This is a genomic window from Gemmobacter caeni (genome assembly GCF_003054195.1).
GTDB classification, from domain to species: domain Bacteria; phylum Pseudomonadota; class Alphaproteobacteria; order Rhodobacterales; family Rhodobacteraceae; genus Gemmobacter; species Gemmobacter caeni.
The window spans coordinates 127,156-147,819 of sequence record NZ_QBKP01000001.1 but is presented as its reverse complement, the minus strand read 5'-3'; the positions used below and the strand labels follow the sequence as shown (position 1 = coordinate 147,819).

Sequence of the window (20,664 nt, the reverse complement as noted above, 5' to 3'; positions counted from 1 at the left end):
GCCGTGATAACCCGAGTCTTTCACTTGGGTCAATGCCTGACTGAACGAGTCGGAATTGAGCGGGCAAATTTCTTCGGGAAGAAATTTGCATATTCGTTCACGCCGAATTTGGCGTCTGCCTCTCGCCTCTTGCCTTTTCCTCCGCCTTGGCCCGGTTCCACAGCGCGTCCATTTCCGCGAGGTCGCTGTCGGCGGGGCTGCGGCCTGACTCGGCCAGCCAATTCTCGATCCGGCCAAAGCGGCGGGTGAATTTGGCATTGGCGGCGCGCAGCGCGGCCTCAGGGTCGATCTTCAGGTGCCGCGCCAGATTGGCGACGACGAACATCAGATCGCCGAATTCCTCGAAGACCTCGGCCTCGGTCAGCCGGTCGCGGGCCTCGGTCAGCTCCTGCGCCTCCTCGACGATCTTGTCGACGACCTCGGCGGTCGAGGGCCAGTCAAACCCTACCCGCGCCGCGCGCTTTTGCAGCTTCACCGCCCGCGTCAGCGCCGGAAGTGCCATGGCCACACCGTCCAGTGTGCGGGCCGGGCCGCGTTCGGCGGCCTTGACCCGTTCCCAATCCGCCGTCTGCTGTTCGGCGCTTTTCGCGTTGCTTTCGTCGCCAAAGACATGGGGATGCCGGGCAACCATCTTGTCGGAAATCGCCGAAACCACATCCTCGAAGGCGAAAAGCCCCGCGTCTTCCGCCAGTTGCGCGTGATAGACCGACTGGAACAGCAGATCTCCCAGTTCAAGACGCAGCTCGTCCCATGCCTCGCGCGCGATGGCATCGGCGACCTCATGCGCCTCTTCCAGCGTATAGGGGGCGATGGTGGTAAAGTCTTGTTCGCGGTCCCATGGGCAGCCGTCAGGTGCACGCAAGCGGGCCATGATCTCCAGCAGGCGGGGCATGCCTGCCGTGGCGTCATGCACGAGGGCGTCGCTTTCGGATCGGGGCAGGGGACGCTTGGGCATTGCGGAGGCTCCGGTTTTCGGCTTCCCTCCGGGCTTAGACCTGAAACGTGCCGGGAGTCCACCTCATGCCAGTCCTGAACCGCATCGCCGATTTCGCCGAAGAGATGAAGGGATGGCGGAGGCATCTGCACCAGTATCCCGAACTGGAATTCCAGTGCTACCAGACGGCGGCCTTCATCGTGGAGCGCCTGCGCGAGATGGGGGTGGATGAAATCCACGAAGGGATCGCGACCTCCGGTGTCGTGGCCATCATCAACGGGCAGGGGGCCGGTCGGACCATCGGGCTGCGCGCCGATATGGATGCGCTGCCCATCGACGAGGCGACCGGGGCGGAATATGCCTCGAAAGTGCCGGGCAAGATGCATGCCTGCGGCCATGATGGCCATGTGACCATGCTGCTGGGCGCGGCAAAATACCTGTGCGAGACGCGGCGGTTTTCGGGGCGGGTGGCGTTGTTGTTCCAGCCGGCCGAGGAGGATGGCGGCGGCGGCAATGTCATGGTGCAGGAAGGGGTGATGGACACTTTCGACATCGCCGAGGTCTATGGCATCCACAATGCGCCGGGTCTGCCCTTCGGCCAGTTCCAGACCACACGCGGGGCGCTGATGGCCTCGGTCGATACTGCCGTCGTCCATGTCACCGGGCGCGGCGGCCATGCGGCTACCCCGCATGAATGCATCGACCCGATTCCGGCCGTGGTTTCCATGGTACAGGGGTTGCAGACCATCCTGTCGCGCAATATCTTTGCGATGGATGAGGCGGTGCTGTCCGTCACCATGATCCATGCCGGGACGGCGAGCAATATCGTGCCGGAAGAGGCGATGTTTGCCGCCACCATCCGCTGCTTCAAACCCGAGGTGCGGGCGCTGCTGAAAAAACGGATCTACGAGATCATCGAAGGGCATGCCGCTGCATTCAATGTCGCCGCGCGGATTGATTATGACTGGGGCTATCCGCCCACGATCAACCATGCCGATCAGGCCGATTTCGCGGCCTCGGTCGCGCGCGAGGTCGTCGGCCCTGCTTTGGTGAATGCCGAGGCCGGGCGCGAGATGGGGTCCGAGGATTTCAGCTATATGCTGGAGGCGCGGCCAGGCGCCTATCTGTTCCTCGGAACCGGACCGGGCGCGGGGCTGCATCACCCGGCCTTTGATTTCAACGACGAGGCGGCGCCGGTCGGGGCCAGCTTCTTCGCCCGGCTGGTGGAAACCGCGCTGCCTGCGAAATAGGTGTTTCCATTTTGTTCCGGTTGGCCCAGACTTCCTGAAAAGGGAGATTTCACATGGACCAACCGGCAAAGTTTGAACGGTTCCGGGCGCTGCATCAGGCGCCCGGCGCTTTTGTGGTGGCAAATGCCTGGGATGCAGGCTCGGCCCGTCTGCTGACAACTGCGGGGTTTGCGGCCCTTGCGACCACCAGCGCGGGCCATGCCTATGCCCAAGGCCTGCGCGATTCCGCCGGGGCGCTTGGCCGCCGGGGCGTTTTGCAGAATGCGGCCGAAATCGTGGCGGCGACCGACCTGCCGGTCAGCGCCGATCTGGAGGATGGCTTTGGTCCGGCGCCGGAGGATTGCGCCGAAACCCTGCGTCTGGCGCTTGCTGTGGGTCTGGCGGGCGGTTCCATCGAAGATGCGACCGGTGACGCCACCGACCCGATCTTTCGCTTTGAACATGCGGTGGAACGGGTGCGCGCCGCTGCCGAGGCGGTGCAGGGGCAGCCTTTTCTGCTGACCGCGCGGGCCGAGAACTTTCTGTGGGGGCGCCCTGATCTGGATGACACCATCGCGCGGCTGCAAGCCTTTGCCGAGGCGGGCGCCGATGTGCTGTTCGCGCCGGGCCTGCGTGACCTGGCAGCAATCCGCAGTGTCTGTGCGTCGGTCGACCGTCCGGTCAATGTGGTGATGGGCTTGACCGGGGCACGTTTTACCGTGGCGGAACTGGCCGGGGCCGGGGTGAAGCGCATCAGCCTGGGCGGGTCACTGTTCCGCACGGGCTTTGGCGCGGTGCAGGCTGCTGCCAGACAGATCCTGAGCGAGGGCTGCTTTGACTATGCTGCTGCCGCGATGCCGGATGCGGAGGTTTCGGCGCTGATGTCGGATCGCCGCCTGTCGGATCGGCTGGCCTAGCCGAATCGCTTTAAAGCGGGCGGCTTCGGCATGTCGTGGTGGATCAACCTTTAGGCCACCATATCTATGCAACCGCAGCCTTTGGTAGGTGGCTCCGGCTGGCCGAATTTTGATCAAAATGCTACAGTCGCTCCTGACGCCAACCGCAACGGAGCGAGTGATGACCGCCGATTTTCCCCGCAATAGCCCCAGCCCACAGGATGTGCAGGCGATGGACAAGGCCCATCACCTGCACCCCTGGACCAACTTTGGCCCCTTCGAGGAGAAGGGGGCGCTGGTGATGTCGCGGGGCGAGGGCTGTTGGCTGTGGGATGCCGGGGGGCGGCGCTATTTCGACGCGATCGGCGGCATGTGGTGCACCAATATCGGCCTTGGCCGACGCGAGATGGCCGAGGCGATAGCCGATCAGGTGACGCGGCTCGCCTTTTCCAACACCTTCGTTGACACGACCAACGAACCGGCGGCGCTGCTGGCGGCGAAGCTTGCCAGCCTTGCGCCGGGCGATCTGAACCGGGTGCATTTCACCACCTCGGGTTCCACTGCTGTCGATACGGCCTATCGCATGGTGCATTACTATCAGACCGCGATGGGGAGACCCGAAAAGACGCAGATGATCGCGCGGGATTACAGCTATCACGGCTCCACCTATATCTCGCAATCGGTGGGCAAGCGCCCCGGCGACCGCGTGCCATTCTTCCGCTATCAGGAAACCGGCATCCATCACCTGACCGCGCCGAACCCCTATCGCGCGCCGGAAGGCATGGACGAGGCCGCCTTCTGCGACTGGCTGGTGGCGGAGTTCGAGGCGAAACTGGCCCAGATCGGCCCCGAGAAGGTCGGCGGATTCTTCGCCGAGCCGATTCAGGCCTCGGGCGGGGTGATCGTGCCACCCGAAGGCTATCTGCAACGCATGGCCGCGATCTGTCGCCAACATGACATCCTGTTCGTGGCCGATGAGGTGGTCACCGCTTTCGGACGTCTGGGCCACTGGTTCGCCAGCGAGGCAGAATTCGGCATCCAGCCTGACATGATCACCTGCGCCAAGGGGCTGACCTCGGGTTATCTGCCGCTGGGCGCGCTGATCTTTTCCGACCGGATCTGGCAGGCCATGGCGGCGGATGGCGCGCGCTGGTTCACCAGCGGCTGCACCTATTCCGGCCATCCCGTCGCCTGCGCCGCCGCGCTGAAGAACATCGAGATCATCGAGCGGGAAGACCTGCTGGGCAATGCCACCCGCGTGGGTGCGCTGTTCGAAGCGCGGATGAAGGCGCTGGAGGCGCTGCCCATGGTCGGGCAGGTGCGCGGCCGCAAGCTGATGATCTGCGTCGAGAATGTTGCCGACAAGGCCACCAGGGCGCTTCTGCCCGAGGATCTGGACGTGGGCACCCGGATTGCCGACACCTGCGAGGCGATGGGCCTGATGGTGCGCCCGCTGGGCCATCTGAACGTGATGTCGCCGCCGCTGACCCTGACGGCCGAGGATGTCGGGATGGTGGGCGATACGCTGGAGCGTGCCATCCGGCAGGTGGCCGACGATCTGGTGCGCGAAGGCGTTAAACTGGGTTGAGCGGAACCCGCAGGCGGCAATGCACGTTGCCTGACTGACCGCCGGGGCATCCCGCCCCGGCCATCAGGAAAGGAGACTGCCATGACCGATGTTCTGGACACCGTCCCGCAGGCCGACCGGATCGACACCGGGGTTGTGAATGTGCTGGCCATTTCCGAGGGCCTGTCGCAGGCCGTGGCCGATACTTACCGGCTGTTGTTCAAATCCCATGCCTATCACTGGAATGTGGAAGGGCCGCTGTTCCATCCGATCCATCTGCTGACCGAGGAACAGTATAACGACCTGTTCCAGGCCGCCGATGATCTGGCCGAACGGATGCGCGCGCTGGGTCGTCTGGCGCCGTTCCAGCTGGATGCCATGGCCAAAGGCTCGATCATCAGCGACCCGGCCAAGCTGCCCTCGGCACATGAGATGATCGAGGATCTGGCCTCGGATCACGAGGCGGTGGCCAAGCGGATGCGCAAAGTGATCGCGGCGGCTGAAAAGGGCAATGACCCGGTCACAGCCGATCTGCTGACCGGGCGTTGTGCTGCGCATGAAAAGGCAGCCTGGATGCTGCGCGCTACTGCAAAATGATCAAATTCCGCCGCAAGGCTTGACTTTGGCGACCGGGGCGGCAATCTCGCCGCACCCGGATCCGGCGCGTCTCCGATGACCAGAATGACGACCTTCAGACCCGAGGAGCGTTCCATGGCCCTTGAAGATGCCAAGAACGAAGTCGATACCGCCTTTACCCGTAAAAGCCCGCGCGGCTATGCCTTTGAAAACGCCTTTGCCGGCGCCACCAGCTTTCTGCGCCGGACCTATACCAAGGATCTGACGGGGGTGGATGTCGCCGTGACCGGCGTGCCCTTCGATCAGGCGGTGACGCATCGCACCGGGACCCGCTTTGGCCCGCGCGCCATCCGCGAGGCATCGAGCCTGCAACCTTATGATCCGCCGCAGGGCTGGGGCACCGATCCGCTGGAGGATCTGGCGGTGATCGACTACGGCGATCTCGCCTTTGACTACGCCAAGGTCGCGGATTTCCCCGACCGGCTGACCGATCACATCCGCACGATCCTCGACGCAGGCGCCGCCAGCATCACGCTGGGCGGCGATCACTTCATCACCTGGCCGATCCTCAAGGCCTATGCCGAGAAATTTGGCCCGATGAGTGTGATCCATTTCGACGCCCATTCCGACCTCTGGGCCGATGACGACCTGACCCGCATCGACCACGGCACCATGATGTACAAGGCGGTCAGGACCGGACTTGTGGACCCGAAACGATCCGTCCAGATCGGCATTCGCACCTTCTGCGACGATTATCTGGGGATGAATGTCATCGACGCCCGCGAATGCCATGAAATCGGTGTGGCGCGGATCGTCGAGAAGGTGAAAGCCATCGTCGGCGACCATCCGGTCTATCTGACCTTCGACATCGACGCGCTGGACCCGGCCTTCGCGCCCGGCACCGGCACGCCGGTCTGGGGTGGGCTGGCAAGCTGGCAGGCCGCCGCGATTCTGCGCGATCTGGCGGGGGTGAACCTCGTCGGGGGCGATGTGGTCGAGGTTTCGCCGCCCTATGACACCACCGGGGCCACGGCCATTGCAGGCGCCCATGTCGCCTACGAAATCCTCTGCCTGCACCATTGGGCCAAGACCCGGCGATGAAACTGATCCTCGCCGTCACTTTTGGTCTGCCGCTGCTGGCTGTGTTGTGCCTCGCGCTGGCGGTGCGGTTCGCGCCGCTTGATCCGGCGGACTGGCATGTCAGCCTTGCCGAGCCTTTGCGCACCGGCAAGCCGAATGACGTGCGGGTGCGACCCGAGGGCGGCGAGATTGCCGCCCCGGTGTTCCCTGGCCTGACAGACTGGGAACTGGCCGAACGTCTGCAAGCCGTGGCGCTGGCCGAGCCGCGCACGACCCTGATCGCGGGCAGCCCGGCGGAAGGGCGCATGACCTTTGTGCAGCGGTCTGCCCTTTGGGGTTTTCCCGATGTCATCACGGTCGAAACCTTCGCCACACCGCAAGGCGCCAGCCTCAGGCTCTGGTCCCGCGCGCGGTTTGGCTATTCCGATATGGGGGTGAACCGGGCGCGCGCCGAACGCTGGCTGGCCGCGCTGTCCCCATCCGCCTCTTGACCGCGCGCGGCCTTCGCGCCACATCGGTCGCATGGTTCCCTTCGAAAAACTCGACCAGATCACCCGCCGCTTCGAATATCTGGAAGCGAAGCTCGGACAGGGCGCCGCCCCGGCCGAGATTGCCGCGCTCAGCCGCGAATATGCCGATCTGAAACCCGTGGTGGCGGAAATCGTGGCCTATCGCAGTGCCCTGGCCGATCTGGCCGAGGCCGAGGCCATGCTGACCGATCCCGAAATGCGCGCCTTGGCCGAGGAAGAGCTTCCCCGCCTGAAAGACCGCATCCCCGAGATGGAGCAGGCCCTGCGTCTGGCGCTTCTGCCGAAAGATGCCGCCGATGCGCGCCCGGCGATCCTTGAGATCCGTCCCGGCACCGGCGGCGAGGAGGCGAGCCTTTTCGCCGGTGATCTGGCCCGGATGTACCAACGCTATGCCGAACGCATGGGCTGGCGCTTCGAGGTGCTGGAACAGCAGCTTTCCGATCTTGGCGGGCTGAAGGAATTCACCGCGCATGTGCAGGGCGAGGGCGTCTTTGCCCGGCTGAAATATGAGGCGGGCACCCATCGCGTGCAGCGCGTGCCGGAAACCGAGGCGGGGGGCCGCATCCATACCTCTGCCGCTACCGTCGCCGTGTTGCCCGAGGCCGAGGAGGTCGACATCGACATCCCCGCCACCGACATCCGCATCGACACGATGCGCGCCAGCGGGGCAGGTGGCCAGCACGTCAACACCACCGACTCGGCTGTGCGCATCACCCATATCCCCAGTGGCATCGTCGTCACCTCGTCGGAGAAGTCGCAGCACCAGAACCGCGCCATCGCGATGCAGGTGCTGCGTGCCCGTCTGTTCGAGATGGAGCGTGACAAGGCCGCTTCGGCCCGCGCCGCCGACCGCAAGGCGCAGGTGGGGTCCGGCGACCGTTCCGAGCGCATCCGTACCTACAACTTCCCCCAGGGGCGGATGACCGACCATCGCATCAACCTGACGCTCTACGCCCTGCCGCAGATCATGCAGGGCGATCTGGGCGAGGTGATCGAGGCGCTGGTTTCGCATGATCAGGCCGCCAAACTGGCGGAGATGGAGGCGTGACCGCTGCCCTGGCCTATCGCGAGGCTGTCGCCCGCCTGACGGCCGCCGGTCTGCCCGATGCCGCACGGGATGCCCGGCTTCTCATGGCGCATGCGCTTGAGATCTCAGCCGACCGGGTGATGCTGGCGCTGCATGATCCGCTGCCCGAGGCGGCGGCGATGCGGCTGGAAGAGGCCGTGACCGCGCGTCTGGCGCGTCAGCCGGTCAGTCAGATCACCGGGCAGCGACAGTTCTGGGGGCGCAGTTTCCGCGTCACCCGTGATGTGCTGGACCCGCGCCCCGAAACCGAAACGCTGGTCGCCGAAGCCCTGGCCGCGCCGTTCTCCCGTGTTCTGGACCTTGGTACCGGCTCGGGCGCGATCCTGCTGACGCTGCTCGCAGAACGGTCCGGGGCGACGGGAATTGCGACCGACCTGTCGGACGCCGCGCTGGAGGTGGCGCGCGGCAATGCTGTGGCCCTCGGCCTCACGGACCGCGCGTCCTTCCTGCAAGGCGACTGGTTCGCCCCGATCAGCGGTCGCTTCGATCTGATCGTCTCCAACCCGCCCTATATCGCCGCCGATGAAATGGCCGGGCTTTCCCCCGAGGTCCGCGAATGGGAGCCGCATCTGGCCCTGACCCCCGGTGGCGACGGGCTGGATGCCTACCGCGCCATCGCAGCCGGTGCGCGCGACCATCTGCTGCCGCAGGGCAGGCTTCTGGTGGAAATCGGCCCGACACAGGGGGCCGCCGTTGCCGCGCTGTTCACCGCCGCCGGTCTGGCACAGGCACGAATCCTCGCCGATCTGGACAATCGCCACCGCGTCGTTTCCGCCATTGCACCGCAATGACCGGCGACTTCCGGCCATTTTGGCACAAAATCGAGGTTTTCCCCAATTTTCTGCGCAGAATCTGCTTGTCACGCAGCACGTCGCATGGTTACTCCGGTTTCAGCGGCGGGGCGATTGGCTCGCTCCCCGTTTTCAAGCTGAAAGCATGACAGCATACCTCCGGAGGGAATTTCCCTCGCGCGGCAGACGATGCAGGTCGGCCAGTCACCCCGGACTACCGGATCATAGGACAAGATGAGATCCTCTAAATCCCGCTCGCGTTCGAAGTCGAACCGCCCGCGCACGATGGGCAACATCATCAACCGTGTCTTCGACAGCTCCGGCCCCGAAGGCAAGGTGCGCGGCACGCCGCAGCAGATCATCGAGAAGTACCTCATTCTCGCGCGTGACGCGCAGCTCTCGAATGACCGCGTCGCCGCCGAGAATTTTCTTCAGCACGCCGAGCATTACACCCGTATGCTCAGCGAGGCGCAACGCGAACTGGCGGCCGAGCAAGAGGCGCGTCAGCAGCAATATCAGAACCACAACAACCAGCAGGGCGGCGGCCAGAACAACGGCCAGTCCGGCGGCAATCCCCGCCATCAGGACCGCAGCGACCGGAACGATGCCCGCGACCCGGGGGCAGGCGACCAGCCCGAGGTTCCGGCAGAGGCCATGACGCTGACCGCTGACGAGGAAAGCACGCTGGTCGAAACGCCGGAAATGAAGCGCGAGGGGCAGCCGCAGGCAGGGCAGAACCAGCGCCGCGAGGGCGACCGTAGCCGCCGCGATTTCCGTGGCCCGCGTCCGCAATACGACCGTCGTGCCCCGCGTGGCGAAGGCACTGAAGGCGCCGCCGAACCCGCGGCCACGCCCGAAGCACCTGCCGAACCTTCGGCGCCGGTGACGGCCGCCCCGGAAGCCCCGGCCACCGAGGCCCCCGCTGCCGAGGCGCCGAAGCCGCGCAAGCCGGCTGCCCCGCGCAAGCCGCGCACGCCGAAACCCAAGACCGAGGCGGAAAAGCCGGAAGCCGCAGAATAAGAAACGGGGCCACGCGGCCCCGTTTTCATTTTGCCATCTCGCGCGCCAGGGCGCAGAACCCTTCCAGCGGGATTTCCTCCGCCCGCGCCGTCGGTGCAATCCCCGCCGCCTCCAGCCGCGCTTCGATGTCCGGCCCCAGCCCCTTCAGTGAGGACCGCAGCATCTTGCGTCGCTGGTTGAAGGCCATGGCGGTGATCCGGCTCAGGATCTTCTCATCCGCCGGAAAGCGCGGCCCCGGCAGCCGGGTCAGATGCACCACCGCCGAATGCACCTTGGGCGCAGGGGTGAATGCCTCGGGCGGCAGATGCAGGACGATCTTCGCCTCGCAGCGCCATTGCGCCAGAAGCGCGAGCCGCCCGTAGTGGTCGCCCCTCGGCTTCGCCACGATCCGCTCGGCCACTTCCTTCTGGAACATCAGCGTCAGGCTTTCCCAGAACGGTGGCCAGTTCGCGGGCGTCAGCCAGCGGATCAGCAGTTCGGTCCCCACATTATAGGGCAGGTTCGCCACCACGCGGATCGGCGGTGTCAGATGCGCCAGCACATCGACCTCCAGCGCATCGCCGTTGATGACATCCAGCTTGCCCGGATACGCCGCCTGAACCTCGGCCAGCGCGGGCAGACAGCGAGCGTCTTTCTCCACCGCCAGCACCCGCCGCGCACCTTCCGCCAACAGCCCGCGCGTCAAGCCGCCGGGGCCGGGCCCGACCTCCAGTACATCGCAGCCCGAAAGGTCGCCCGCCTGTCGCGCGATCTTGGCGGTCAGGTTCAGATCCAGCAGAAAGTTCTGCCCAAGCTGCTTCTTCGCCACCAGGTCATGCGCCCGGATAACCTCGCGCAGCGGCGGCAAACCGTCGATCGTCGCCATGAAACCGGCTCCTGCTTTTATTCTGGTCCAAATATCCCGGGTCCGGGGCAACCCCCCGGGGCTTACCGGCCCCGCGCCGCCGCCATGTCATGCGCCATGCGCAGCGCCGCCACAAGGCTTGACGGCTCGGCAATGCCCCGCCCGGCAATGTCGAGCGCCGTGCCATGGTCGGGCGAGGTGCGCACGAAGGGCAGGCCCAGCGTCACATTCACGCCGCCGTCGAAATTCACCGTCTTGATCGGGATCAACGCCTGATCGTGATACATGCAGATCGCCACGTCATAGGCGGCGCGGGCGCGTGGATGGAACATCGTATCGGCGGGCAGCGGGCCAAAGATCGCCATGCCTTCGGCCGCCAGCCGGGCGACCACCGGCGCGATCACGGTGGCATCCTCATGCCCCATGGCCCCGCCTTCACCCGCATGGGGGTTCAGCCCGGCCACCGCAAGACGCGGTGCGGAAATTCCGAAATCGCGGACCAGCCCGGCATGGGTGATGCGAATGGCCCGCTCCAGCAGATTAGCGGTCAGCGTAGCAGGAACCTCGGCCAGCGGGATGTGGATGGTGACCGGCACCACACGCAATTCCGGCGCAGCCAGCATCATCACCACATCGGCGCCGCCTGCGAGATCAGCCAGAAATTCGGTATGACCCGGAAAGGCAAATCCCGCGCCGTCCTTCAGCGCCTTCTTGTGCAGGGGGGCGGTGCAGATCGCGGAAGCCTCGCCCGTCTGCACCAGTTCTACCCCCCGCCGTATCGCGGCGATGACGCCCGCCGCATTGGCAGGTTCCAGCACGCCGGGGGTGGCAGGGGCGGCGAAGGGCAGTGGCAGAACCGGAAGCCGGTCGGGCGGCACAGCGACCGCCTCTGCCGGGCGGGCGATTTCCGTAAAATCGGTGCCCTGAGGCAGATGCCGGGGATCGCCGATCCAGAAGAAAGGCAAGGCGCGCCCCAGAACGGCACGCGCCTTCACTGCGATTTCCGGGCCGATGCCCGCAGGCTCGCCACAGCTCAGCGCCACCGGCGCCAGATCGGCCATGGCTCAGGGCTCGCGGATCAGGGCATTGGCGCGCAGTTCAGCCAGATAAAGGTCGCTCTGCGCCTCGACCTTGCGGTTGAGGATCTGGTTGCGGATCGCGCTGCGGTCGACCGGCGTTTCGCTGACCGGCTGGCGCGAACACAGCATCAGCATTTCGGTGGCCCCCCCCAGATCACGCAGCACGCTTTCGCCCGGGTCCAGCCGCGCCAGTTCCAGCCCCAGATCGGCGGGAACCGCCGACATCGGCTTGGTCTCGATCTGAAGCTGGTTTTCCGGCAGGCCGCGCGCCGGGGTATAGAGATCTTTGCAGGTATCGGCATTGGCCCGGATCCGCGCGAAATCGGTGGCGGTGGTCTCGGCCTTCGGCAGGCGCAGCCGGGCATATTCCACCTGCACCATCGCCGGGCTCGCCTCTTTCGAGGCGGTCACGTCGCGCAGCTGGAACAGGGCAACCCCACCCGGAATGGTGATCGGAGCTGAAACCTGACCGGGACCAAGCGCGAGGATGACGCTGGCGATCTGCGGCGGCAGGTTGCTCAGCGGCATCGGCGCCAGTCGCCCCCCCCGATCCCGCGAGGCTGCGGCGGAATAGCGCGCCACGGCCGAGGTAAAGCCACCTTCGGTATTGATCTGCCCCTGAATGCTGCGCGCCTGCGCCATCGCCGCATCCTCCTGACCCGGAGGGGCGGGGATGATCAGTTCCGACAGCGCAACGGTCAGCGCGGTCTTGCGGGTTTCGGCTTCCAGCGCGCGGTCGATCTCGGCCTCAGTCACTTTGGTGGTGGCGCCGTATTTCGCCCGCACCACCTCGCGCCATACCATCCCGGCGGTTACGAAATCGCGGAAGGTCTCGGGCGCGATTCCGGCCTGACCGATGACCTTCAGAAATTCATCGGCGGAAAGGTTAGCGCGGCTGGCAAATTCTTCCATGCCCTTGCGCACCTCGGCCTCGGTCGGCTTGACGCCGATCCGCTTGGCCTCCTGAAGGCGCAGCCGGTCTTCGATCAGCCCCTTCATCGCCTCTTTTTCCAGATCGCCCGGCGCGCGCAGGATCTGCATGAACAGCAGGCGCTGCTGGTATTCGTATTCGGTGACCGCCCGGTCATTGATGATGATCCGCGGTGCGAACAGGTTCTGTTGGGCGGCTCCGGGGCCGGAAACAGCGGCCAGCGCGAGGAAGCTTGCGGTCAGGAGGGGCAGAACTCGGGTCATTCGGGCAGTCTCTTGGCTATGGCCTTCGCGGCGATCTGGCGGTTCATGGCAGTTCAGCCCCGGCACTTGCGGGCCGGACCGGGCTTGGCGCTGCCGCCGAAACCGAGCAGATCGACCGAAAGGCCGAAATCCGTAGTTGGCTTCACACTAGTCGAGGAGGTGAAGCGGCGCGAGAGGGAAAGATCGACAAGAAGGCATTCGTTGCGGAACTCGAGCCCGAGGCCTGCGCGGGTGGCACGGTCGGCCTCGAAATCGTAACGGCCGCTCAGCTTGCCGGTCCATGTATCGGTCAGCGCATATCGGCCGTTCAGATAAAGCTCCTGCGTGTCGGCGATGCGGTTTTCCGCGGCATCAGCCTGCAACCAGATGTAGGAGGTGCTGAGCGCGTATTTCTCGCGGTCGAGGTCCAGCCGGAATTCGGCCTTGGTAATGCCGAACGCACCGTCGAACAGCGCGCGGTTGGTCAGCGACAGCCCGCCCGGCACGGTGACCTGCGCGGTGGCGAGCCAGTCCGAGGTGACGCCATCAAGGCCCGAGGCGGTGCTGAACTGGCCGAAATCCTCGCGCCGGAACACCCGGCCCCCGGCGAGCGCGAGGCTCCAGCCCGAAGGGGCATAGCGGGTCCAGCTGAGACCCACATTCAGCCGCGCGCCGTCTTCATGGGCGTCTGACCCTGCGAAACGGTCCAGCGCGAACAGATTGCCCTCGTCAAACTCGACCAGCGCGCTGTCCTCGTTGGGGATATCGCTGCCATCACGGCTGGCCAGAACCAGCTGCATCACCGGCTCGATCACATGCGTGGCGCCGTCCGCGGTGCCGCCCACCCAGGGCCAGCGCAGTTCAAGCCCGGTTGCCCCATGCAGACGGCTGTGCGTGCCGCCATAGGTGGCATCCTGCCGGATGTTGTAAAGATCGGCAGAAACCTCCGCCATGGTCGAGACGACAATTCCCGGCCCGGTCACCCAGTTGCGGCGCCAGTCCAGCCGCAACGAGGCGCGCGACATGTCACGGCCATCGGCGATGTCATCGGAATCCACGTCGGTGTCATAATCCAGCGTGGAGGTGCGGTAATGCGAATGGGTCTGGAACATCAGCCCCGCCTCGCCGCCCAGCGGCCCGCCGGAAAAGCGGCGGTGCAGGGTGAAATCCCCGATCAGCGTCGGCAGCGTCGCATTGCTTTCCGGCACGCCGTCGATGTCACGGATCGACCGGAAGTTGATGAACCGGCCCGAGATATATTCGTTGCGCCGGGTGCGGCTGACCTCGATCCGGCTGTCCAGCCGGTCCTTGTCGGAAATGCCGTAATCCAGCAGATAGGCCGGGTCGCTGACCGCTTCGGCCTGGAAGGTGAGGCGAAAGTCACGGGGGAGCGCGAAATCGCCGCTGGCATGCAGATAGCCGCGCGCCTCGCCCGGCAGGATGTCATCGCGCGAGGTGGCGCCGGTGACCTCGATCTGGCCGGTGCGGAAGGCCTCGCGATAGCGCAATTCCAGTGTGCGCCCGTTCTTCGTGCTCAGATAGGGGGTCACTGTCAGGTCGCGTGACGACCCGAGCGTGATGAAATACGGCAGCTTGATCCCGGTGCCGAGACCCGAGGTGGTGCGGATGTCGGGCATCATCACCCCGGTCGCCCGGTCCAGCGTCGGATCGGGCATGCGCAGGCGCGGCAGATAGAACACCGGCACCCCGGCAAAGCGCAGTTGCGCCCGGTCGAAGTAAAGCTGCTGCTCCAGCTGGTCGTGGACCACGCGCCTCGCCCGGATCTCCCACAGCGGGACCGGGTCAATGGTGCAGACCTGACAGGAGGAGGCGACGGTGTCCGTGAGCTGTGTATATCGCCCGCCCGCGCGGAACATCTGCCGTGCGGCAATCTGCATCTGCCGGTTCAGCACCATACGGGCGGAATTCATCACCCCTTCGGTCAGATCGGCGCTCAGATCCGCGGTTTCGGCCCGGACGAAATTGCCGTTGTCATCGGTCAGGTAGATCGGTCCCTCGAACCGCAGCCGGTCGGCGGCGCGATCATAGGTGATGCGCTGCGCCCGGAGCCGCTGGCCGCGATACCGCACCTCGACATCGCCTTGCGCCACCAGGAGGCTGTCGCCGCTGACCGACACCTGATTGGCGGTCAGGGTCGCACGGTCGACCGTCTGGCCATTGCCGCCGAGGGGCAGCAGCGCCAGAGCCAGCGCGAAAAGGGAAGCGCGCCAGCCCATCAGCCGTCCTCCAGATGCAGCAAAAGCCCGATGGCGCAAAGCGTCGCGGTCACCGGCGGCGTCCAGGCGGCCATGGCCACGGGGATCTGGCCGTTCTCACCCAGCACCTGCGCGAAGTTGCGCAGGAAGAAAATGGCGAAACCGCCAAGAATGGCGAACATCACCAGCATGCCGGTGCGCCCGAAGCGCGCGTGGCGCATGGTGAAGCCCGCCGCGATCAGCACCATGGCGGTCATCAGGAGCGGCAGCGCCAGTTGCATCTGGAACCAGACCTGATGGTTGCGCGCTGTGAAGCCCGCGCGTTCCAGCCCGCGGATATAGGAAGGCAGTTCCCAGACCGGAATGGCCGAGGGGCTGCCGAAACTGTCGCGGATGGCCGCCGCCGTCAGATCCGAGGCGAACGTGCCACTGGCCATGGTTTCAACCGCCGACTGGGGGTTGGCCGCATCCAGCGACCAGCGCCGGGCCTCGGTCAGCGCCCAGGCACCGGGTTCCAGCCGGGCCTCTGCGGCCTCGACCCGCTCACGCGGGACGCCGGTCGCGTCGAAAGACAGGAAGGTCGCGTCGAACAGCCGGGTTCCATCGGCGCTGGCACGGGCGGCATGGATCACAGTCTGCGACCCGCCGCCGCCCTGACGCAGCCAGAGCCCTTCGTCCGATACCGACAGCACCCGTTCCGCTCCCCGTGCATAGCGTGCGTAAAGCACGTCATATTCCTTGGTCGTCGCCGCCACCAGCGGATTGAGCACCGCAACCGCAAAGGCACCGATCAGCAGGGATACGATGACCGGCGCCATCAGGAACCGCAAGCCCGACCGGCCCGCCGCGCGCACCACCACCAGTTCCGACGACCGCGAAAGGCCCAGAAACAGCGCGATGGCGGACAGGATCATGATGAGCGGCAGGATGCGGTAAAGGCTGTCCGGCACATTCATCAGCGCCAGTTGCGCCGCCTGCGCCAGACCGGCGCCCTTGTCGGAAAACCGGCGCAGCTGCTCCAGCATGTCGATCAGCATGAGGATGCCGAAGAAGATCAGGAATACCCGGACGAACATCCACAGGAAGCGCCGCGCGACATAAAGGCTCAGCGTCATGTAGTGGCCTCCGCCGGTTTGGGCCGCCTGCGCGGGCGTTGCGACCACCACAGAAGGAAAAGCGAGATCGCAAGCCCGGTCAGCGGCGCGGCATAGACCAGCGGCCAAGCCATCGGGTCGCGCAGGCTTTGCGACATGGCGGTGGTGTGGATCAGCTGCACGAAGATCAGAAGCCCCACGGCGATGCCGATCTGCCGCCACAGGCCAAAGCGTGAAAATCCCCCCAGAAGCAGCGCCGAAAAGCCCAGCAGGGCCGCCGCCGTGCCCAGGAAGGGCATGGCAAACCGCGCATGCGCCTCGCTGAGGAAAGCCGCGCGGCTTTCGCCGGTTTCGGCCAGCAGCGCGGGATCGGCGCGCAGCAGGTCAAGCGTCGAGAGATCCTCGACATCGCGATGCGGCAGGGCGCCGGTTTCGATCAGCCGGCCAAGGTCATAGGTGAAATCCTGAAACCGGGTCACTGACAGACGCTCGGTGCCGGACAGGTTCTGCACCATACCGTCGAACATGATCAGCTTGGGGCCGGTATCGCTGCGCGCCAGCAGGGCGCGGCTGGCGGTATAGACGGCACGCGCCGCCGGGTCACGATCATCGGCGATGAACAGGTCACGCAATTCGCCGGTCTCGGTGATCTCGCGGATGAACAGCGTCACATTCTTTGACGGATGCATGAACTCGCCATCTGACAGATAGCGCGAGGTCACGTTTTCCGCGATCTCCGCCGACCGGCTGGCCAGCATGGTGCGGCTGGCGGGCACCAGAACGTGCATCAGAACCAGCATCATCAGTGCGACGATCAGCCCGAACCAAAGAACGGGCCGGGCAAGCCGGAACGAGGAAAATCCGGTGGCCTGCATCACGATCAGCTCACTGTCGGCCATCAGGCGATTCACGCCGTAAACAGTTGCCGCAAATGCGGAAATCGGCAGTACCAGACGGATGACATTGGGCAGGGTCAGCAGAGAAAACTCAAGGAAGACCAGCGCCGACTGGCCGTCGCCGATCAGCTCGTCGAACAGCCCCACCGCCCGGTTGACCCAGTAGATCGCAACCAGCACCAGCGAGAAGAACCCGAACAACGCCAGCAAATGCGACAGCAGATATCTGTCGAATCTCGACACGCGGACCCTCGCTTCAACCCCGGAACGGGCGCGACGCTAGCCGAAATCCCCGGCGGGGAAAACTGCTATCTGGTCAAGGACGGCGCGGGCGGCTAGCCTCGCGGCGAAAGCCTGCCCGGTTTCAGGGTGGCGGGCAAGACCGACAGCCGGAGAATGAATATGTCGCATCCCGTTCCGATCCAGTTCCAGCCCGTCGATGCCGAAGCGCTGGCCAAGGCCACGGGCCTTATTGTCGTGGTGGTGGAGGAGGGCGGCAAGCTGGGCGCAGCCGGGCGGCGGCTTGACCGGCTGATGAAGGGCGCGCTGGCGCGTTATCTGGCGGCGCCGGCCTTTGTGGATCAGAAAGCGGGCGAGGGCACGGTTCTGGCCTGGCCCGCGGGTCTGGTGGCCGAGGCGGTGCAGGTGGTGAAGCTGGACCGCAAGGCCGATGTGGCACAGGCGCGCAAGGCGGGCGGCGCCATCGGCCGCGCGCTGTCCGAGGCAGGGACGCTGGTTCTGGCCGAAGGCGGGCGCCATCTGGCGGAACTCTCGTTCGGGCTGGCGCTGCGGGCCTATGACTTCACCGCGCACAAGACCGGCACGGCGAAAGCGCCTGGCCCGGTGACGCTGATGGTGCCGAACCCCGAGGCGGCGGCAGCCGAGGCGGCACCGCTGGCCGCGCTGGCGGAAGGCGTGTTCTTCACCCGCGATCTGGTGAACGAACCGGCCAATGTGCTGACCACCTATGATTTCGCCGCCCGTCTGGCCGCGATGCAGGAACTGGGTCTGGATGTCGAGATCCTGGAGGAAGAGGATCTGTCAAAACTGGGCATGCGCGCGCTTCTGGGCGTGGGGCAGGGCTCGGAAAGCCCGTCCAAGGTCGTCGTCATGCACTGGCGCGGCGGCGCGAAGGACGAGGCCCCGCTGGCGCTGGTCGGCAAGGGGGTGGTGTTCGATACCGGCGGCATTTCCATCAAGCCCGCGGGCGGTATGGAAGAAATGACGATGGACATGGGCGGCGCCGGTGTGGTGGCGGGCGTGATGCGGACGCTGGCACTGCGCAAGGCCAAGGCCAATGTCGTGGGTCTGGTCGGGCTGGTGGAAAACATGCCCGACGGGCGCGCGCAGCGTCCGGGCGATGTGGTGCGCTCGATGAAGGGCGACACCATCGAGGTCATCAACACCGATGCCGAGGGGCGGCTCGTTCTGGCCGATGTGCTGTGGTATGCGCAGGAACGTTTCAACCCCTGCGGCGTGATCGACCTCGCCACGCTGACCGGGGCGATCATCGTGGCGCTGGGGCATGAAAACACCGGCGTATTCTCGAACAACGATGCCTTCTGCGAACAGTTCCTGAAGGCGGCAAAAGCCGAGGGCGAGGGCGCGTGGCGCATGCCGATGGGTGACGCTTATGACGCCAAGCTGAAATCGCGCATCGCGGATATGAAGAATATCGGCGGGCGCGATGGCGGCTCGATCACCGCGGCGCAGTTCCTGCAACGCTTCGTGAAGGCGGAAACGCCGTGGATTCACCTCGACATCGCCGGGACGGCGCTGTTGCAGGCCGATACGGCACTGGCGCCCAAGGGGGCGACCGGCTGGGGCGTGGCGGCACTGAACCGGATGATCCGCGACAGGTTCGAGAAGTAAGCGCATGTCGCGTGTGCTGTTCTACCACCTGACCCGCAGCGGCGTGCCGGAAACGGTGACGCAGCTTGCGGGGCGGGCGCTGGGTCAGGGCTGGCGGGTGATGCTGCGCGGCACCGATCGTGGACGGCTGGAATGGCTGGACGAAAAGCTGTGGCTGGAACCGGAAGACGGGTTCCTGCCGCATGGTCTTGAAGGCGCAGGGCGCGAGGCGGCGCAGCCGCTGCTGCTGGGCCTTGGCCCGGTCGCCAATGACGCAAGGGCGCTGATGCTGGTTGACGGGGCCGAGCCGCAACCGGGCGAGGCGGCCGGGCTCGAAAGGGTCTGGGTTCTGTTCGACGGGCAGGATCAGGGCGCAGTGAATGCGGCGCGGGGCCTCTGGAAGCGGCTCGCGGGCGAGGGGGCACATCTGCAATACTGGTCCGAGGAATCCGGCCGCTGGGCCATGCAGACCGAACGGCTGGCGGAAGCTACCGGCTGAGGATCATCTGGTCGCCGTCAATCTCCATCCGGTAGCGGCGCAGGTAATCCATTCCCAGAAGCGAGCCATCCATTGCGCCATCGGTCACATAGGCGGTGACGCTGTCGTCATGGAAGGGGCCAAGCTGCACATCCTTCAGCCAGACCCGCGCAGTGCGCACGGTGCCATTGGCGGTATTGGCCTCACCCATGTAGACAAGACCCTCGGTCGTCACGCCAAGCCGTGCCGCATCGCGCGCCGACAGCACGATGTTGGTGGCGCCGGTGTCGACCATGAAGGGAATGCTGCGGCCCTCTATCTCCAGCGTCAGGTAGAAATGCCCGTCTGCGGCGCGGGGGATGTGGATGCTCTGGCCCTCCACCTGCTGCATGGGCAGGATGTTGCTGCGCATGTCGGTCCAGAGACCATATCCCGCCATCAGCCCGACGATGATCATGCCCCAGGCCATCAGCGTGCGCAGACCAGCGCCCAGCTTGCCGCGATATTCCGCCATGGCCCAGCCGCCGACAGCGGCCACCAGCAGGCTGAGGTAGAGAATGCGCGCGGTCATGTCGCCGTCCATCGGGGTCTCCTTTGCCCCCGATCTGGGGCGTAGGCGGGCAGGGTGCAAGGGCGCGGCGTCAGATCAGCCCGGTGCCGCGCACCCCGTCGATGACGAACTGGACGGACAGCGCCGCCAGCAACATGCCCAGAAGCCGGGTGATGACCACGGTTCCGGTGCGGCCCAGCGCGCGTTCGATGGGCGGGGCGGCCAGCAGGAACAGGAAGGTGGCCACCATCATCGCCAGAAGCAGACCCAGCACCTGCGCCGCCCCCAGCCAGCCACCACCCGATTGCCCCATCAGCAGAATCATCGTGGCGATGGCGCCCGGCCCGGCGATCAGCGGCGTGGCCAGCGGAAAGACCGAAGGATCATGGTCAGGGTCCGCCTGTTGCCCCTCGCGTCGCTGGGTGCGGCGTTCGAACAGCATGTCCAGCGCGGTCAGGAACAGAAGGATACCGCCCGCGATGCGAAAGGCGGGCATGGAAATGCCGATGAATCCCAGCAGCGCCTCGCCCATCAGCGCGAAGGCCGTCAGCAGAATGGTGGCGATGATGCAGGCCCGCAGCGCCATGGACCGGCGGCGTTCGACATCCATGCCGCGGGTCAGCGCAATGAACAGCGGCACCAGACCCGGCGGGTCGATCACCACGAACAGGGTGGCAAAAGCGGTAATCAGAAAAGCGGTGTCGATCATGTCCTGCCCTGTGCGCGCGGCGCATGGTGGACCGGATCGGGGCGCAAGGCAATGGGGCGCCCGT

20 protein-coding genes are annotated in these 20,664 nt (G+C 65.8%); 11 read left to right on the top strand and 9 right to left on the bottom strand.

What is annotated here, in order from left to right; genetic code table 11:
* Positions 1-97 precede the first annotated feature (97 nt).
* Positions 98-892, bottom strand: coding sequence for a nucleoside triphosphate pyrophosphohydrolase (mazG, locus tag C8N34_RS00680; RefSeq protein WP_170120525.1), 795 nt, complete (start codon positions 890-892; stop codon positions 98-100).
* A gap of 128 nt (positions 893-1,020) precedes the next feature.
* Here mazG and C8N34_RS00675 point away from each other — a divergent pair, with 128 nt between their 5' ends.
* The 9 genes from C8N34_RS00675 to C8N34_RS00635 all read left to right on the top strand — a co-directional run bounded on the left by C8N34_RS00675 (position 1,021) and on the right by C8N34_RS00635 (position 9,710).
* Positions 1,021-2,184, top strand: coding sequence for a M20 aminoacylase family protein (locus C8N34_RS00675; RefSeq protein ID WP_108126880.1), 1,164 nt, complete (start codon positions 1,021-1,023; stop codon positions 2,182-2,184).
* Positions 2,185-2,237: 53 nt separating this feature from the next.
* The gene (locus tag C8N34_RS00670; protein ID WP_108126878.1) at positions 2,238-3,080 is read left to right on the top strand and encodes an isocitrate lyase/PEP mutase family protein; all 843 of its coding nucleotides are present in this window, start codon (positions 2,238-2,240) and stop codon (positions 3,078-3,080) included.
* Positions 3,081-3,240: 160 nt separating this feature from the next.
* The gene (locus C8N34_RS00665; protein WP_108126876.1) at positions 3,241-4,647 is read left to right on the top strand and encodes an aminotransferase; all 1,407 of its coding nucleotides are present in this window, start codon (positions 3,241-3,243) and stop codon (positions 4,645-4,647) included.
* A gap of 81 nt (positions 4,648-4,728) precedes the next feature.
* A complete protein-coding gene (locus C8N34_RS00660) occupies positions 4,729-5,223 on the top strand; it encodes a Dps family protein (protein ID WP_108126874.1) in 495 nt (164 codons plus the stop codon).
* Positions 5,224-5,337: 114 nt separating this feature from the next.
* Positions 5,338-6,303: an agmatinase gene (gene speB / locus C8N34_RS00655; protein ID WP_108126872.1), complete on the top strand. Its 966-nt coding sequence runs from the start codon at positions 5,338-5,340 to the stop codon at positions 6,301-6,303.
* Positions 6,300-6,773, top strand: a complete 474-nt coding sequence (locus C8N34_RS00650) for a DUF1499 domain-containing protein (protein ID WP_229825292.1) — start codon at positions 6,300-6,302, stop codon at positions 6,771-6,773. Before speB ends, C8N34_RS00650 begins: the two co-directional genes overlap by 4 nt.
* A 31-nt stretch (positions 6,774-6,804) precedes the next feature.
* Complete coding sequence (gene prfA, locus C8N34_RS00645; protein WP_108126868.1) at positions 6,805-7,860, top strand: peptide chain release factor 1; 1,056 nt, start codon at positions 6,805-6,807, stop codon at positions 7,858-7,860.
* Positions 7,857-8,690, top strand: a complete 834-nt coding sequence (gene prmC / locus C8N34_RS00640) for a peptide chain release factor N(5)-glutamine methyltransferase (RefSeq protein WP_108126866.1) — start codon at positions 7,857-7,859, stop codon at positions 8,688-8,690. The genes prfA and prmC overlap by 4 nt, the downstream gene beginning before the upstream one ends.
* Before the next feature lie 234 nt (positions 8,691-8,924).
* Positions 8,925-9,710, top strand: coding sequence for a DUF4167 domain-containing protein (locus C8N34_RS00635; protein ID WP_108126864.1), 786 nt, complete (start codon positions 8,925-8,927; stop codon positions 9,708-9,710).
* 25 nt (positions 9,711-9,735) lie between these two features.
* On the opposite strand, the gene rsmA is transcribed toward C8N34_RS00635, so the two are convergent.
* From rsmA to lptF, 6 genes are all read right to left on the bottom strand, one after another.
* A complete protein-coding gene (rsmA, locus tag C8N34_RS00630; protein ID WP_108126862.1) occupies positions 9,736-10,575 on the bottom strand; it encodes a 16S rRNA (adenine(1518)-N(6)/adenine(1519)-N(6))-dimethyltransferase RsmA in 840 nt (279 codons plus the stop codon).
* 62 nt (positions 10,576-10,637) lie between these two features.
* Complete coding sequence (gene pdxA / locus C8N34_RS00625; protein ID WP_054303490.1) at positions 10,638-11,615, bottom strand: 4-hydroxythreonine-4-phosphate dehydrogenase PdxA; 978 nt, start codon at positions 11,613-11,615, stop codon at positions 10,638-10,640.
* Between the two features lie 3 nt (positions 11,616-11,618).
* On the bottom strand, positions 11,619-12,827 hold the full coding sequence (locus C8N34_RS00620) for a peptidylprolyl isomerase (protein WP_108126860.1): 1,209 nt from the start codon (positions 12,825-12,827) through the stop codon (positions 11,619-11,621).
* A gap of 53 nt (positions 12,828-12,880) precedes the next feature.
* A complete protein-coding gene (locus C8N34_RS00615; RefSeq protein WP_108126858.1) occupies positions 12,881-15,043 on the bottom strand; it encodes an LPS-assembly protein LptD in 2,163 nt (720 codons plus the stop codon).
* Positions 15,043-16,137, bottom strand: coding sequence for an LPS export ABC transporter permease LptG (gene lptG / locus C8N34_RS00610; RefSeq protein ID WP_108126856.1), 1,095 nt, complete (start codon positions 16,135-16,137; stop codon positions 15,043-15,045). Before lptG ends, C8N34_RS00615 begins: the two co-directional genes overlap by 1 nt.
* Positions 16,134-17,255: an LPS export ABC transporter permease LptF gene (gene lptF / locus C8N34_RS00605; RefSeq protein ID WP_054303495.1), complete on the bottom strand. Its 1,122-nt coding sequence runs from the start codon at positions 17,253-17,255 to the stop codon at positions 16,134-16,136. The genes lptG and lptF overlap by 4 nt, the downstream gene beginning before the upstream one ends.
* Before the next feature lie 159 nt (positions 17,256-17,414).
* Here lptF and C8N34_RS00600 point away from each other — a divergent pair, with 159 nt between their 5' ends.
* Entirely contained in the window at positions 17,415-18,884 is a 1,470-nt protein-coding gene (locus C8N34_RS00600) for a leucyl aminopeptidase (RefSeq protein WP_108127397.1), read from the top strand.
* Positions 18,885-18,888: 4 nt separating this feature from the next.
* Complete coding sequence (locus tag C8N34_RS00595; RefSeq protein ID WP_108126854.1) at positions 18,889-19,362, top strand: DNA polymerase III subunit chi; 474 nt, start codon at positions 18,889-18,891, stop codon at positions 19,360-19,362.
* Here the strand turns inward: C8N34_RS00595 and C8N34_RS00590 are convergent.
* Positions 19,352-19,924, bottom strand: a complete 573-nt coding sequence (locus tag C8N34_RS00590; protein ID WP_108126852.1) for a retropepsin-like aspartic protease family protein — start codon at positions 19,922-19,924, stop codon at positions 19,352-19,354. The genes C8N34_RS00595 and C8N34_RS00590 overlap by 11 nt on opposite strands.
* 58 nt (positions 19,925-19,982) lie before the next feature.
* Positions 19,983-20,600 carry a MarC family protein gene (locus tag C8N34_RS00585; protein ID WP_108126850.1) on the bottom strand — a complete coding sequence of 206 codons (618 nt, stop codon included), beginning with the start codon at positions 20,598-20,600 and terminating at the stop codon, positions 19,983-19,985.
* Positions 20,601-20,664: the final 64 nt, after the last annotated feature.

Coding starts and splice junctions, on each gene's coding strand:
- C8N34_RS00590 (WP_108126852.1), bottom strand. CDS start 19,924: ATGGACGGCGACATGACCGCGCGCATTCTCTACCTCAGCCTGCTGGTG.
- C8N34_RS00600 (WP_108127397.1), top strand. CDS start 17,415: ATGTCGCATCCCGTTCCGATCCAGTTCCAGCCCGTCGATGCCGAAGCG.
- lptG (WP_108126856.1), bottom strand. CDS start 16,137: ATGACGCTGAGCCTTTATGTCGCGCGGCGCTTCCTGTGGATGTTCGTC.
- rsmA (WP_108126862.1), bottom strand. CDS start 10,575: ATGGCGACGATCGACGGTTTGCCGCCGCTGCGCGAGGTTATCCGGGCG.
- C8N34_RS00660 (WP_108126874.1), top strand. CDS start 4,729: ATGACCGATGTTCTGGACACCGTCCCGCAGGCCGACCGGATCGACACC.
- C8N34_RS00670 (WP_108126878.1), top strand. CDS start 2,238: ATGGACCAACCGGCAAAGTTTGAACGGTTCCGGGCGCTGCATCAGGCG.
- pdxA (WP_054303490.1), bottom strand. CDS start 11,615: ATGGCCGATCTGGCGCCGGTGGCGCTGAGCTGTGGCGAGCCTGCGGGC.
- C8N34_RS00595 (WP_108126854.1), top strand. CDS start 18,889: ATGTCGCGTGTGCTGTTCTACCACCTGACCCGCAGCGGCGTGCCGGAA.
- C8N34_RS00665 (WP_108126876.1), top strand. CDS start 3,241: ATGACCGCCGATTTTCCCCGCAATAGCCCCAGCCCACAGGATGTGCAG.
- C8N34_RS00585 (WP_108126850.1), bottom strand. CDS start 20,600: ATGATCGACACCGCTTTTCTGATTACCGCTTTTGCCACCCTGTTCGTG.
- C8N34_RS00615 (WP_108126858.1), bottom strand. CDS start 15,043: ATGGGCTGGCGCGCTTCCCTTTTCGCGCTGGCTCTGGCGCTGCTGCCC.
- mazG (WP_170120525.1), bottom strand. CDS start 892: ATGCCCCGCCTGCTGGAGATCATGGCCCGCTTGCGTGCACCTGACGGC.
- C8N34_RS00650 (WP_229825292.1), top strand. CDS start 6,300: ATGAAACTGATCCTCGCCGTCACTTTTGGTCTGCCGCTGCTGGCTGTG.
- prfA (WP_108126868.1), top strand. CDS start 6,805: ATGGTTCCCTTCGAAAAACTCGACCAGATCACCCGCCGCTTCGAATAT.
- C8N34_RS00675 (WP_108126880.1), top strand. CDS start 1,021: ATGCCAGTCCTGAACCGCATCGCCGATTTCGCCGAAGAGATGAAGGGA.
- C8N34_RS00620 (WP_108126860.1), bottom strand. CDS start 12,827: ATGACCCGAGTTCTGCCCCTCCTGACCGCAAGCTTCCTCGCGCTGGCC.
- speB (WP_108126872.1), top strand. CDS start 5,338: ATGGCCCTTGAAGATGCCAAGAACGAAGTCGATACCGCCTTTACCCGT.
- C8N34_RS00635 (WP_108126864.1), top strand. CDS start 8,925: ATGAGATCCTCTAAATCCCGCTCGCGTTCGAAGTCGAACCGCCCGCGC.